Origin of the sequence: Caballeronia novacaledonica (assembly GCF_900258035.1) — a bacterium.
Lineage (GTDB): Bacteria > Pseudomonadota > Gammaproteobacteria > Burkholderiales > Burkholderiaceae > Caballeronia > Caballeronia novacaledonica.
Genome location: NZ_OGTP01000003.1, coordinates 159,265 through 173,220, shown reverse-complemented (window position 1 = coordinate 173,220; position 13,956 = coordinate 159,265). Strand labels below are relative to the sequence as shown.

General features: G+C 61.0%; 10 protein-coding genes and 1 pseudogene. 7 read left to right on the top strand and 4 right to left on the bottom strand.

Going from position 1 to position 13,956, the window contains the following annotated elements; genetic code table 11:
- Positions 1–188: 188 nt before the first annotated feature.
- Positions 189–310 (top strand): annotated as a pseudogene (locus NOV72_RS06940) (transposase); the annotation flags it as partial.
- Between the two features lie 938 nt (positions 311–1,248).
- On the opposite strand, the gene NOV72_RS06930 reads toward NOV72_RS06940, so the two are convergent.
- Positions 1,249–2,223: an NAD(P)H-dependent flavin oxidoreductase gene (locus NOV72_RS06930; RefSeq protein WP_106853863.1), complete on the bottom strand. Its 975-nt coding sequence runs from the start codon at positions 2,221–2,223 to the stop codon at positions 1,249–1,251.
- A gap of 613 nt (positions 2,224–2,836) precedes the next feature.
- On the bottom strand, positions 2,837–3,553 hold the full coding sequence (locus tag NOV72_RS06925) for a ZIP family metal transporter (RefSeq protein WP_106853862.1): 717 nt from the start codon (positions 3,551–3,553) through the stop codon (positions 2,837–2,839).
- A gap of 263 nt (positions 3,554–3,816) precedes the next feature.
- Between NOV72_RS06925 and NOV72_RS31840 the strand changes: the two genes are divergently transcribed.
- A complete protein-coding gene (locus NOV72_RS31840; RefSeq protein ID WP_146149949.1) occupies positions 3,817–4,107 on the top strand; it encodes a hypothetical protein in 291 nt (96 codons plus the stop codon).
- A 222-nt stretch (positions 4,108–4,329) separates the two neighbouring features.
- Here the strand turns inward: NOV72_RS31840 and hisD are convergent, their stop codons facing one another.
- The gene (gene hisD / locus NOV72_RS06920) at positions 4,330–5,661 is read right to left on the bottom strand and encodes a histidinol dehydrogenase (RefSeq protein ID WP_106853861.1); all 1,332 of its coding nucleotides are present in this window, start codon (positions 5,659–5,661) and stop codon (positions 4,330–4,332) included.
- Between the two features lie 25 nt (positions 5,662–5,686).
- Complete coding sequence (locus NOV72_RS06915) at positions 5,687–7,024, bottom strand: MFS transporter (RefSeq protein ID WP_106853860.1); 1,338 nt, start codon at positions 7,022–7,024, stop codon at positions 5,687–5,689.
- 843 nt (positions 7,025–7,867) lie between these two features.
- Between NOV72_RS06915 and NOV72_RS06910 the strand changes: the two genes are divergently transcribed.
- The 5 genes from NOV72_RS06910 to NOV72_RS06890 are packed head-to-tail and all read left to right on the top strand — an operon-like array spanning position 7,868 to position 13,932.
- Positions 7,868–8,986 carry an efflux RND transporter periplasmic adaptor subunit gene (locus NOV72_RS06910; RefSeq protein WP_106853859.1) on the top strand — a complete coding sequence of 373 codons (1,119 nt, stop codon included), beginning with the start codon at positions 7,868–7,870 and terminating at the stop codon, positions 8,984–8,986.
- A gap of 1 nt (position 8,987) precedes the next feature.
- Entirely contained in the window at positions 8,988–12,098 is a 3,111-nt protein-coding gene (locus NOV72_RS06905) for an efflux RND transporter permease subunit (protein WP_106853858.1), read from the top strand.
- Entirely contained in the window at positions 12,091–12,393 is a 303-nt protein-coding gene (locus NOV72_RS06900; protein WP_106853857.1) for a DUF3240 family protein, read from the top strand. Before NOV72_RS06905 ends, NOV72_RS06900 begins: the two co-directional genes overlap by 8 nt.
- Positions 12,390–13,643, top strand: a complete 1,254-nt coding sequence (locus NOV72_RS06895) for a TolC family protein (RefSeq protein WP_106853856.1) — start codon at positions 12,390–12,392, stop codon at positions 13,641–13,643. Before NOV72_RS06900 ends, NOV72_RS06895 begins: the two co-directional genes overlap by 4 nt.
- Positions 13,564–13,932, top strand: coding sequence for a DUF4148 domain-containing protein (locus tag NOV72_RS06890; RefSeq protein ID WP_146149948.1), 369 nt, complete (start codon positions 13,564–13,566; stop codon positions 13,930–13,932). The genes NOV72_RS06895 and NOV72_RS06890 overlap by 80 nt, the downstream gene beginning before the upstream one ends.
- The last annotated feature ends 24 nt before the right edge of the window (positions 13,933–13,956 follow it).

Here is a 13,956-nt window from a genome sequence, read left to right as displayed (position 1 = left end):
GCAGCATGACAATCGTAGCGATCGGCGATGGCACATCCATGGAGCAATTGTTACGAGCGTGCAGTGCCATCTCGTCTAGGACTGGACCCCGAAAAGAGCGCCTACGAAGCGTCACCGCGGCCGACGATCTTGCACTTAAAATAGCGGTAGGCGTACGACAGTGCTTTTTGACTATCAAGCTAGAAGTGATGGAAGTGTTGACGGGGCCAGAGCGCCGGCGACAGTGGTCAGCGGAAGAGAAGCTGACGATAGTGCGAGAGAGTTTCGAGCCAGGCAGTCGCTCTCGATGGTTGCACGCCAGCACTGTGTTGAGCTCGGCAGCCGCTCAAAGTCTGCTGCCCTGTTATCCATCCGGAAGCTCTGCTTCTTGCCTCTTGCCCGTCCCATCAGCACGGCATTCCAGTAACGACCGACATCAATTGCAACCAGATTCAAGGGTAGTTCCTCAGCCATTTCGTTCTCTCCGGTGGTGAACAGGCAATCCGAAGGATGCCCGTTACACCGATGGCCGACATTCAGCACGTATTACGGGGCGGGTTCATCTCAAAGGCAAGGGACCGTTGTGCGCACGAAAATCGTGTTGAACTGGACTTCAGTCGCCCAGGCACGCATCATGTCCGGGGCGAGATCAAGCCGGACCTGCATCTCATCGAGCAATCCTTCGTGCTCCCAGCGCGTTACCCGGCGTTCGGTGCTCGGTGAGCCGCAAGGCCCGCCTGCAAGATCCTTTTTGCTTCAGCGTTCAAGCTAATATGGGGCCGCGCGCTCTGAGCGGGTCGTGACGAGCGAGTCTTCAGATGAATTTGGAGGGATCTATGGCTGCGGAAATTGTTGAGTCCGGTTCGTCGGACAGTGTTAGGTTCACCCCTCCGATCTTCTCGCCTCAGGACGGCGTTCTGTTTTCTGCCTTTTGTCTGCACCGAGGCTACGTGGCATTCACGCTCTCGTTCGATGCAGCCTGTCGTGGCTTCGGAACGTGCAGTCAGCAACGCGACGAATTGCTGTTAGCTTTCGAATTAAACCAGTCTCGCATCGCCGAGATAGCGGAAGGAAAGCTACGGCGCGCAGATGGCAGCCGAATTGTGCTACATGCGTCCGACTTCAACTGAGCAAGAGGCTGCCGCTAAAAGCATGGCGGTCGTCTTAAATGCCGGAGCGGTCATTGTGTTGCATCGACCGGTTGAATCCGCCGCCATAAAAAGGACGATCGCGACAGCTTGCGGCGCGACCGTAGGTCACCTACGGTTACTAGCTGCGGAAAGTGCGCAGTCCATCTTCAAGGCTGGCGCGGCAATCGGCAACCATACGCGAAACCAACTCGGCACAATTGGGAATGTCGTCGATCAAGCCGATCACCTGACTGGCGCAGATCAGTCCACCATCGATGTTGCCCGCTGCCAGCGCTTGGTTACCCCGGTTGCCAGACAACAGATCTTTCAGATCGTCATAGGTCGCACCTCCCGGCCGGCGTTCGAGCGCGACAATCTCCTCAGACACCACATTCGCATAGAAGCGCGCGGTCCGCTTGAGGGTGCGCTTGATCAGCGTCGTGTCGAGTTCACTGGCCGCGACGAGTGTCTGCTTCACGTTCTCATGAATTGCGCTTTCGCGCGTGAGCATGAAGCGGGTCCCTATATTCACTCCGTCGGCGCCAAGCGCCAATGCTGCTGCCATGCTTCTTCCATCGGCGATCCCGCCTGACGCGAGCATCGGAATTTTGAGCTTGCGCCGTGCGGCCGGGATCAAAACCATGCCGGGCACGTCGTCTTCGCCTGGATGGCCGGCGGCTTCGAATGCATCGATCGAAATCACATCCACACCAGCCTGTTCGGCCGACAGCGCGTGGCGCACCGAAGTGCACTTGTGAATGATCCTGATCCCGTGCGACTTGAGTCGGTCGATCACTAAATGCGGTTTGTTACCCGCGGTCTCCACCACTCTCACGCCACTCTCGATGATCGCGTCCAGCCAGCCGTCGTAGGACACGTCATGCGCCATTAGCGAGAGGGTGAGGTTGATGCCAAATGGCTTGTCGGTCAACTCGCGAGTCCGGTGAACCTCCTTGAGCAGGTCCTCCGGCGTCGGAAGGCTGCGCGCCGTCACCATGCCAAAGGCGCCCGCGTTGGAGACGGCTGCCGCCAGTTCCGCGCGTCCTACCCACTGCATGCCGCCTTCGACAATCGGGTATTGGACCCCGAGCAGTTCGGTGATTCTTGTCTTCATGCCTAGTCTCCGTCAGGCGAACGAATCGCTCATACCCAAAAGTAGACCCGATTGACACAAGATCTTCCCCACCCCTGGCGGGGGGCGTGCAGCCAGTATCAGGCTACGAGAATTGCCTGAACACATTCCACGCTCGCCAAGGGACCGTTGGCTCGCTTGATTCCGCGAATGACTGTTTCACTTGATTTTTCGGACGCGGGGCATAAAGCGTTCGAGGGTCCCTTATGGGTCGAGTTGCGCCGGTCAGCATCGGACCCTGATCGGCCAGTTTCTGCCGCTCGCCGGCGCATGCGCGCGGACACTCAAACGGCTGCTCCGCCCTTGTCAACGGACTGTCCAACCTCACGCCGAAGAAAGCAATCGTGATCGGAGTGAGTTTTATGGCACGCGCCGATCAAGATTGAGCCGCGATCAGTGTTCATTGACGGAGGCGTGAGACTGCCCGAACGGGAGCCGACGGGTTGAATTGCGGCGGTTTATCGACGGGAAGACCTACCGACGCGGGTGTGGCTTTTACTCTGGAACGCGGGGCCGCCCGCCGCAATAAGCAGCCAGATTCGTAGCTGTTGGGCAGCTTCCAACGAAGCAGACTTGTCCGCCAACAGATCGCAACTCACGAAAGGAGTTCTGCCGCGAAGACGGCCATGAAACCGAGAAAGAAGAGCGAAGTCACGAGGCGCGTCTCGCCCAAATCATGCGCCCGGATGAGTAACTCCTCCGTGACCAGGTAGAGTAGAGCCGCCGAGCCGAATGCGAGCAGGGTCGTGAGAATTGCTGCGGGCGCGCCTGCCAGCAGGGTGAGGCCGACTACGGCCGACAGGCCGAGGATCAGCGCAAGGCCGATACAGGTCGCAACGACCGTGGCAACGCCGGTGCCGCCGCCACGCATCGTGTTCGCGGTCGCTAGGCCAAGAAAGAACATCTCCAGTGCGAGCGATGCCGCGACCAGCACGCCTTGTCGGGCACCGACCGCGAAGCCGGTGCCGATCACGACCCCATCGATCACGCAGTCGATTGATACCGCAGCCAGAAAGCCGAGCGGCAGTATAGCGGTGCCGCTATCTTTTGCCTCGAGTCGATCCGCCAGCCAGCGCATCGCAAACATGGCAGCGACGCCGGCTGCGAAGCCAGCGAGCGCCGAACCGGGGGTTCCGGCACGCATCACGTCAGGAATGATCTCAGTCGCAATGGCCGCGAAGACAACGCCGGCTGCGAAGTGCTGAACCGCGCTACGCCACAAGTTCGATAGCGATCGCGTCGCGCCAAGCAAGCCTGCCGAGATCACAGCCGCGGACGGGATTAACATGATGACCAAGGCCTTTGCTTCCATAACTACTCCCTCAATGCTGGGGCACATGTACGCCCGGATATCTGCCGGTCAGCACCTGACCGGGTCGCATGGCCTCAAACTGTGACAACGTGGCGGCAGTCCGCCGGGATCCTGCATCCATATGCAGAGATCGTTCACCAAGCCAGATAAGTCTGAGCTATATTGCGATCCACGTTCCCGGAATGGGAATACATGCAGCGCGAACTTGCCGCAGCGCTCGCAGAGCATGATCCCGGCAGGCTCTGCGGCAGGTTCGAGGCAAGATGACCGGCGTTCTGATTGCGGACATTGCAGTTTTCATCGTTGCCTCCCTGTGGGCTATCTATGCACGCCTGCAGTGGACCGGCATATCTTCCGCAGCAAAATTATTCGTTTGCATACTTGGAGTCGCAGTCCTTGTGCATGGTGGATGCATTGCAACTTCAGCAATGCTTGAAATGAAGGCGCGTCGCACAAGGAGAAAGTTGCTGGAGCAAAAAGCGGCGCTAGATGCTGCCGCGCGTCGAGACGAGACAGTTGTTGCGACGTTCTCGCCCACTGATCAGGGTTTGTGAAACAAGCGCCAACGCGTATTTTCTGATCACTTCGCGATCTGCTCAGCAGTACGCTACAGCGGTTGAAGGTGCGAGCTGTTCGCCGTCCTGTCGAGCTCAGATTTCCGGCGCTCAAGCGCAATGCGAGGCACAGTGTCGATGTCCTCGTGGCGCACCGACAAATGTGGTCCAAGATCGATGCCCATCGAAGTCAAGCCCGCCGTGCCATGCGAACGTCGTAGCTCAGCTCTTCGGAGCGGAAACTCTCATGCGCATCCGTGCGGCGCAGGCGTGCGCTCGTAGACCCTCGCCTTCCGCAAGCACCGATGCGATTTCTCCCAAGGCTTGCGCGCCTGTCTGGCTCACCTCGATGATGCTGCTTCGTTTTTGAAAGTCGTAGACCCCGAGCGGACTGGAGAATCGCGACGTGCGCTGCGTCGGCAGGACGTGATTGGGTCCTGCGCAATAGTCACCGAGGCTTTCGCTCGTCCATGCGCCGAGGAAGATCGCTCCCGCATGCTTCAACAGGGGTTCCCATCGACCCGGGTCGTGACTGGCAATCTCGAGGTGTTCGGGTGCTACCCGATTGCTGAGCGCACACGCCTCTTCCATGTCTCGGGTGAGGATCAGCGCACCGCGGTTGTTCAACGAGGCGAGGATGATCTCCCGGCGCGGCATGGAAGGCAGCAGGCGCGCCATTTCCGCTTGCACCATGTCGAGATACGCGGCATCCGGACAAAGCAGGATGCTCTGCGCGAGTTCATCATGCTCGGCCTGCGAGAACAGGTCCATCGCTACCCAATCGGGCGGTGTGGTTCCGTCGGCGAGCACTAAAATTTCGCTCGGCCCGGCAATCATGTCGATACCCACGGTTCCAAACACACGACGTTTTGCCGCCGCGACATAAGCGTTTCCGGGCCCTGTGATCTTGTCGACCGCCGGCAGCGAGGCCGTGCCATAAGCAAGCGCGGCAATCGCTTGTGCACCGCCGATCGTCAATACGCGATTTACCCCCGCGACGTAAGCGGCGGCCAGCACCAGCGCGTTGCGCTCGCCCTTCGGCGTGGGGACGACCATCACGATTTCCTCGACGCCCGCGACGTGCGCCGGTATCGCGTTCATCAAAACACTGGAGGGATAGGCGGCACGTCCGCCGGGAACATAGATGCCAACACGATCCAACGGCGTCACCTTCTGTCCCAACAGACTGCCGTTTTCGTCTCGAATGCTCCAGCCTTGGCCGCACGCCCGCTTCTGCGCTTCGTGATAAGTCCTGATGCGATGCGCCGCTTTCTCCAGCGCATCTTGCTGCCCCGGAAGCTGGTCGAAGGCGAGTTTCATATCCCGCTGGCTCACCTCAAGGTCAATCATCGTCGCAGGCGTGAAGCCATCGAAACGACACGTGTATTCAAGAACGGCTTCATCGCCGCGTGCTTGCACGTCCGAGAGAATATCGGCGACCGCCGCTTCGATAGCGCGATCCGTGGCGGCAGACCAGTGCAGTCGGGCGTGAAAGGCGTCCTCGAAACCAGCGTCCCGGGTCGACAGGCGCAGAGGACCAGGCGTATCGGTCATTGCAGAACCTCCAGTGCTCGTGTCTTCATTTGCTTCGCGGCCACTTCGGATGCTTGTCGTCGATATTGAACGCGTGTGCGTGTTCCGTCGCTCCCGTTTTTTGCCCCGAAGCGAAATGTTCGTCATCTTCCGTCTCCGCGTGCGTGTGCTCGACGATGTCCGGATCGTTGGCCGGCCACAACCACCATGCGACGCCGACGCCCACCGCTGTGAGCAAGGCGAGCACGACGAACGTCAACGGCATGCCGATCTTCGCGCCAACGAAGCCCGCGATCGGATACGCAATCAGCCAGCAGACATGAGACAGCGAGAATTGCGCGGCGAATACCGCAGGGCGGTCGGAAGCGGAAGCCGAGCGCCGCAGCAGGCGGCCACTTGGCGTCAGAGTCATCGAGTAGCCCAGTCCAATGACGAACCAGGTCACGAGGAACGCGGGCCATTCGCTGGGGCCGCCGATTGCCGAGAGGATCGATCCGGCGCAGAGAGCCACGGCCATTAGGGAAGAACCGAAGAGCATGGCGGGGCGGTCCGGACGCTGATCCAGCAGCCGGGGTAGCAGAAGCGCCATCAGCATCGATCCGAAACCGAATGCAGCGAGAGCGAACGGCACGTCGGAGCTCGGCCGTCCGAGCTTGTTTTCCACATAGACCACGGTATTGACGATCACCATGGAACTGGCCGCTGCGGCGGAAAGATTCAGTCCAAGCAGACCCAGCAGGCGCGGCGTGCGCAGATAGATAGAAATGCCGCGGAACGTTTTCGCATAGATGCCACTTGCAATCTCGACCGCACGCGATTGCGGGATCCGCACGGACACCACGAGCGCCGCCGAGCACAGAAAGCCGATGACCGTACCGCCGAACAGCCAATGAAAGCTGATCACCGTCAGCAAGGCAGCTGCCAGCATGGGGCTGACAAGACTCTCCATGTCGTAGGCAAGCCGGGACAGCGAGAGCGCACGCGTGTAATCCTTCTCGTCGGGCAATACGTCAGGAATGGTCGCCTGGAACGTCGGCGTGAATGCAGCCGAGGCTGATTGCAAAACGAAGATGAGAATGTAGATTTGCCAAGCCTGGGTCACGAAGGGCAGCGAGACGGCCACGGCCGCGCGCACGAGATCCATGGCGACGAGAAACGCTCGACGCGGCAAGCGATTAGCAAATGCACCGACGATCGGTGCAATGACGACATACGCCACCATTTTGATGGCGAGCGCCGTGCCCAGGACGCTTCCGGCCTGAGAGCCTGCGAGGTTGTAGGCGAGCAGGCCGAGCGCTACTGTCGCCAGCCCGGTACCGACGAGCGCGATGATTTGCGCGAGGAAGAGATGCCGGTATGTCCGGTTCGATAAAACGTCTAGCACGTGTTGCTCCAGATTTTGCGTCGCGACGCAGGGATGTCAGTTCCCAGCGCGACTCGCCCGCGATGACTGCGGCCTGTACGGCTGTATATCCGCTACGCTCTAGTTAATAAGTCTAACCTGTCTGGGAGGATAGGATGAGATTGTGACCGGAGATGCATTTCGGACGATCTTTGCTGCACGACGATTCTTGTGATGGACTCAACTTTCGTTGACATTACAAAAGCGTTACACTAGAATCACATCCTCCCGCAGGGGATATGTAAGGCTGCGCCAAAGGTCCGAGCCTCATCCAGATTCGCAACCAAGCACCGATACCCAAGAATGAAGCTTTCTCAACGAACAAGGTCTGTCGCAGGCTGGTCTGCCGCACGATCGCCCTTTGTTCGATGGGTCGTCATGGTGTTGCTTGCTCTGGACCTGATGAGTTCCCCGCTCCATGGTCATGGTCACAATGGTCCGAATTCCGGCACGAGTAGCCCGTCGGGCTGGGTCAGCGCTCCGGCGAAGCCGGCAGCCTCGGCGGCTCGTCATATGCATGCAGAAGAAGCTTCGAGCTTCAGTCATTCCCTTGTCGTTGCCGAGCCGACCGAGAGGCCGGCGTCTGACTCTCAGTCAGTGCTGGCCATCGCAGTGCTGCTCGCGCTGGCTTTGCGCGCTGCATGGCTCGTCACCGGGCGCAGGACCTGGCGTGCGCTATCCGGTCTGATCGTTCGACCCACTCCCAGACACTGGCGGCCCGTCGGGCGCGCACCTCCCTTCTTCGTTAGCTAAGCACTCGCAGGCGTCATGCCCTGACGCCCATTTAATACCGCCCTTGTTGGGCCGGTAGCTAACGGAGTTCTCATGAAATTGCTTTGGCAATCGCGCGCCGGGTCGCGCGCGCTCGTCTGCGCGCTTTTTGCGGCGCAGGCTATCTCGTGTCACGCAGCAACGGCGCCCGCCGCGGATTTTGAAGTTTCGCACGCGCAGATGCAGTCCTTGGGCGTCAAAGTACAGCGCCTCAAGAAACCCGCACCGATCGACGGTGCTGCCTATCCCGCCAAGGTCGTCCTGCCTCCCAGCCAGGAGCAGGTTGTCAGCGCGCCGATTGACGGCGTCGTCGATCGCTTGCTGGTCAGCGGGCAGGAGCCAGTGAAGAAAGGGCAAGTCCTGGTTCGCCTTGTCAGCCGCGATTACGGTGAACGTCAGCTCAGGCTTTTGGAGGCCACGGACAAGGCCCGTTTGTCCCAGAAGACACTAGCGCGCGAGAAGGCGCTGTTCGAAGAAGGCATCATCGCCGAGCGACGCGTGCAGGAAGCCGAGAGCACGGCACGAATGGATGCCGCTCGCATGAGGCAGGCACAGACCGAACTGCGCTTCCTCGGGGTCGATCCCGCCGCGATCACGCGCGCCGCGGACGGCGGACGTATCGACGATGTCCTGGCCATCCGCGCGAAAAGCGATGGCCTCGTGATCGGCGTGGATGCAAAGCCGGGCCAGCGCGTCAGGGAGTCAGACAGCCTCGTACGCATCGCCGATCCAAAAGAGTTGTGGCTGGACATCCAGATTCCGTCCAACCGTGTCGCTCCTAAGGCGGGCGAGATTCGTGTCGTCGGGCGCGATGTCATCGCAGCGCCCCAGTCGGTCGGCGCGCTGGTCGGAGACGGCCAGATGCTGACCCTGCGGGCGCGCGTCACCAGCGGCGCGCAATCGCTTCGCCCGGGTGAAGTCGTGCAGGCACAAGTGCCGTTCGCCGATCAGCAGGGTTGGGCGCTTCCGCTCTCCGCCATCACGCGTCAGGACGGCAAGGCTTACGTCTTCGTACGAAGCCCCAAAGGCTTCTCGGCGACGCCCGTCAACGTAGTGGCGAGCTCTGAACAGGCAGTTCAGGTGACTGGCAACTTGCGCTCGGATCAGGATGTCGCCGTGACTTCGGTGATCGCGCTAAAGGCCGCCTGGCTTGGCAAGGGCGGAGGCGAATGAAATGCTGAACCGCCTTATTCAATTCGCGCTTTCGCAGCGCCTGTTCGTGATGCTGGCGGCCGCCTTGCTCGCCGGGCTGGGATGGTATTCGTTCCGTTCCCTCCCGATCGACGCTTTCCCCGATGTATCGAGCACGCAGGTGAAGATCATCATGAAGGCGCCGGGCATGACGCCGGAAGAAGTCGAGACGCGCATCGCCGCACCGATCGAAGTCGAAATGCTCGGTATTCCGCGTCAGCGCATGCTGCGCTCGGTATCGAAGTACGGGCTGGTCGACGTCACCGTCGACTTTCAGGACGGCACCGATGTGTACTGGGCGCGTCAGCAGGTCGCTGAACGGCTTGGCAACATTCAGGCGGACTTGCCGCCCGGTCTGTCTGGCGGGATGGCGCCGATCACGACGCCGCTCGGTGAAATGTTCATGTTCACCGTCGAAGCGCCCGGTATGTCACTCGATGAGCGTCGCAGCCTGCTCGACTGGGTGATCCGTCCGGCGCTGCGTACCGTCCCCGGCGTCGCCGACGTGAACGCGCTGGGTGGAACGGTGCGCAGTTTTGAAATCGTTCCAGATGCGGCGCGGCTCGGCGCGCTCGGCCTCTCGACAGCGACGCTCAAGCGTGCGATCGAAGCCAACAATCGCAATGATGGCTCCGGGCGCCTGGGCGAGGGCGACGAAGTGCTGCTCGTGCGCGCGGAAGGCAGCATCCGGACGGCCGACGACCTGCGCGCCATTGTGATCAGCGCGGAGAACGGCACACCCGTACGCCTTGCCGATGTCGCGCAAGTGCGCGAAGGCAGCGTGACGCGATATGGTGTCGTGACCAAGGACGGCAAAGGCGAAGCCGTCGAAGGATTGGTGTTGGGCCTGGCGGGTGCGAATGCGAGGCAGGTCGTCGAGGGTGTCACACGCAAGCTCGACGAATTGCAGCCCACGTTGCCCAAGGGCGTCGCCATCAACGTGTTCTATAACCGTGCAGCGCTCGTCGACAAGGCCGTCGGCACGGTGTCAAAGGCATTACTCGAAGCGACCGTACTGGTGCTTGTGCTGCTCGGCGCGTTTCTCGGCAACGCGCGCGCGGCCATTGCCGTGGCGCTCATCCTTCCGCTCTCCGCGCTCTGGACGTTCATCGCGATGCGTCTGGTCGGCATGTCCGCCAATCTCATGAGTCTAGGCGGGCTCGCCATTGCGCTCGGAATGCTCGTGGATGCGGCAGTGGTCGTCGTCGAGAACATTGTTCAGCATCTGAGCCACGATCGCGCGGGCGGCCGCTTGCCACGTCTGCACGTGATCCTGCGCGCAGTGAGTGAGGTTGCGGCGCCCGTCGCGGCGGGCGTGCTCATTATCGTGACCGTATTCCTGCCGCTGCTTACGCTTCAGGATCTTGAGGGCAAATTTTTTGTGCCCGTCGCGATGACCATCGTCTTCGCGTTGACTGGTTCGCTGATTCTCTCGCTTACCGTCATCCCGGTGCTCGCCTCATATCTGCTTAAGAACGTGCCGCATACCGAGCCCTGGCTCGTTCGCAAGCTCCTCGCCCTCTACGAGCCGTTGCTCAAGGGTGCGATGGAGCGTCAGCGCATCGTGTTCGCCGTATCGGGCGCGATGCTCGTGATCGCCGCTCTCGTCTATACGCTCGTGGGGAAGACATTCTTGCCCACCATGGATGAAGGCGATCTGATCGTCGGCATCGAAAAGCTGCCCTCGGTGAGTCTGGAAGAAACCGCCGCGCTTGATCTGAAAATCCACCAGGCGCTCATGACGAAGATCCCCGAAATCACCGGCGTGGTCGCGCGCGCGGGCTCTGACGAAATCGGTCTGGACCCGATGGGCCTGAACCAGACGGACACGTTTCTCGTGCTCAAGCCGCGCGATGAATGGAAACTTGCCAACAAGGACGAACTGATCGAAAAGGTTCGCGGCGTGCTCAATGAAATGCCGGGCATCAGCTACAGCTTCACACAGCCGATCGATATGCGCGTCTCGGAGATGATCATCGGCGTGCGCGGCGATCTGGCCATCAAGGTGTTCGGCCCCGATCTCAAGACGCTCAATGAACTGGCGAGCCAGATCGAAGCGGTCATGAAGAAGGTTCAGGGCAGCCAGGACGTGTACACGGTCGAAAACGATGGCGTGCAGTACCTGCGCGTGTCCGTCGACCGGCTCGCTGCCGGCGCGCACGGGTTGTCTGTGGAAGATGTGCAGGATTCGCTTCGGACGCAGATCGAAGGCCAGCGCGCGGGCACCGTGATCGAAGGCGTGCGGCGTATTCCGATTCTGCTACGCGGCCCGGATCGCGTGCGGCTCTCGCCGGCCGAGTTCGAGAGCCTGAGCGTGGTCACGCCGAAGGGCTATAGCGTGCCGCTCCAGGCCGTCGCGAAATTGCAGCGTGATGCGGGTCCGGTGAAGGTGGATCGCGAGATGGGAAGCCGCTATAGCGTCGTGATTGCGAACGTAAGCGGCCGGGATCTTGTCGGGTTCGTGGAGGACGCCAAGGCTCAGGTCGCAAGAGACGTAAAGCTGCCGGAGGGCTATCGCATCAGTTGGGGCGGTCAGTTCGAGAATCAACAGCGGGCGGCTTCGCGTCTTGCGCTCGTCGTGCCGCTCGCGCTCTGCTTCATTTTTGTCATTCTGTTCTCGACGTTTGGCTCGGTTCGTCAGGCGCTCCTGGTCCTCAGCAATATTCCCTTCGCGTTGGTGGGCGGCATCGTGGCGCTCTGGGTGACAGGCGAATACCTGTCAGTGCCGGCATCCGTTGGCTTCATCGCACTGCTGGGTATTGCCGTGCTCAATGGCGTGGTGCTGGTGAGCTACTTCAACCAGTTGCGAGCGGAAGGGCACGACCTCATGACGTGTGTGGTCGATGGCGCGCGCAGACGACTTCGGCCCGTGCTCATGACGGCGTCGATCACGGCGTTCGGCTTGATCCCGCTGCTGTTCGCGAGCGGCCCGGGCTCCGAGATCCAGCGGCCGCTCGCAATCGTCGTGATCGGCGGGCTGATTACCGCCACGGCACTCACGCTGATCCTGTTGCCCATTCTCTATCTTCGTTTCGCGAATCCGCGCGCGCCGAAGGTCAATCTATCCGAAGTGAAGGAATTCAAACATGGATGAGTATTGCCTGACGATCATCTGCCCGCCGACTGTCGAGGAACGTCTGCTGGATACCTTGCTGGCGACGCCCGGCTGCGACCTGTTCACCAGCACCCCGACGCACAGCCACGGCATGGCGCCCGCGCGGCTCGCGCTTGCCGAACAAGTGATGGGCCGCAGCCGGGCCATCCAGGTCCAGGTGCTGTTGAACAAGACTGAGCTGGATGAACTCAACGCGTTGCTAAAGAACAGTTTCGCGGGCGTTGGACTTCGCTACTGGGCGATTCCCGTGACAATCAATGGAGAGTTGGCGTGAAGAAGAGCATTTTCGTCACGGCGATAGTGCTTGCATTCGCGCTATCGTCGATTAATGCAGCAGCTCAGGAACTGGCCGCGCCACACGATCTGCCCCCTGCGGATCAAGCCAACGTGTGGATCGAGAACGATTTGAGCGTCATGCAGGCGAGAAGCGCGCTCGATGCTGCGGGTTATGAAGGCTCGGCCATCGCGCGGTCGAGCAACGAGTGGAACGCCACGCTTCAGGCACAGCGCCGCCGCTACCGCGATACGGGAGAGAACTCGAACGAGTACCTCGTGCAGATTCAGCGCGCGATCCGCATCAACGGCAAAGCAGGTCTCGACCGGCAATTGGGCGGCGTCCAGCAGGACGTTGCCATGGCGAGGCTCGGCGAGGCCCGCCACGAATCCGCGCGGGCATTGGCCCGGCTTTGGGTCGATGTCATCACGGCGAGCGGACATGAGGCGCTCCTTGCCGAACAAGTGTCCTTTGCCGAGAAGAATCGATCGGTGGTCGAGCGCCGCAAGAAGGCAGGCGACGCGTCGGCACTCGACGAGAACGTCGCGCGCACGGATCTGTACGAGGTGCAGCGTCAGCACAGTCTCGCGATCACGCAACTGGAAACGGCGCGCACTCAACTGAAGACGCGTTTTCCGGAGGCTGCCGTGCCGCCGGGGTTCTTGTCGGACCCGACTGCGCCGATGTGGGAAGGACCGCAATGGCGGGATCGCATCCTGGAGCGCGCCGACCGGATCCGGGTATTCGAAGCCGAGTGGAACCGAGCAAAGCTGAGTGCGGAACGAGCGAGCAAGGATCGAATTCCCGATCCCGTTGTCGGCCTTTATGGTTCGACGGAAGCGCGCAATAACGAACGCATCGTCGGCATCAACGTGACCATTCCGCTGCCGGGCGGCTATCGCAAGGACAAGGAGATGCAAGCAAGGCACGAAGCGGAGACTGCCCGCGCCGCGATGGATCAGCAGCGCCAGACGCTCGGGGGCGAAGTCATGCAGACCTATCTCGAAGCGGTGGGCGGCGTCCAGCGATGGAGAGTCGCCGAACAGGGCGCCGTGATCGCGGCGGATGGTGCGCGGCGGTCGCAGCGCGCTTACGAACTCGGCGAAATCGACCTGCAGTCGCTTCTCATCGCGCGACGCCAGTCGCTGGAGGCTGCGCGCGCCGCGCTCGATGCGCGCGCTGATGCACAGCGTCGCAATCATGAACTGCTCGTCGATGCGCATCTTATCTGGAGCCTCGCGCAGGAATAAAGGGAGAGAAATCATGCACAGAAGACTCGTGATGGTCGCACTGTTCGCCTTGTGCGCGGGCTCGACGGTCGCTCGGGCGCAAGGAGTATCCGACGGCCAAGGTAAGACACGGGAAGAGGCGAGGCGAGAGCTCGAGCAGGCTTGGCGCGAAGGAGAGTTGCCATTCCGTCGGCGGGAATATCCGCCTACTCCCGAGAGCAAAAAGCGCAACAAGGAGCGTTACGAGCGCACGCATCCGGAGGAACGAGGCGCGGAGCCGAAAGAGTCCAGTCATCGTCCCATGACGTGAGCAAATGACGGGCGTTGCCGAACG

Coding starts and splice junctions, on each gene's coding strand:
- NOV72_RS06930 (WP_106853863.1), bottom strand. CDS start 2,223: ATGAAGACAAGAATCACCGAACTGCTCGGGGTCCAATACCCGATTGTC.
- NOV72_RS06925 (WP_106853862.1), bottom strand. CDS start 3,553: ATGGAAGCAAAGGCCTTGGTCATCATGTTAATCCCGTCCGCGGCTGTG.
- NOV72_RS31840 (WP_146149949.1), top strand. CDS start 3,817: ATGACCGGCGTTCTGATTGCGGACATTGCAGTTTTCATCGTTGCCTCC.
- hisD (WP_106853861.1), bottom strand. CDS start 5,661: ATGACCGATACGCCTGGTCCTCTGCGCCTGTCGACCCGGGACGCTGGT.
- NOV72_RS06910 (WP_106853859.1), top strand. CDS start 7,868: ATGAAATTGCTTTGGCAATCGCGCGCCGGGTCGCGCGCGCTCGTCTGC.
- NOV72_RS06905 (WP_106853858.1), top strand. CDS start 8,988: ATGCTGAACCGCCTTATTCAATTCGCGCTTTCGCAGCGCCTGTTCGTG.
- NOV72_RS06900 (WP_106853857.1), top strand. CDS start 12,091: ATGGATGAGTATTGCCTGACGATCATCTGCCCGCCGACTGTCGAGGAA.
- NOV72_RS06890 (WP_146149948.1), top strand. CDS start 13,564: ATGCGCGCGCTGATGCACAGCGTCGCAATCATGAACTGCTCGTCGATG.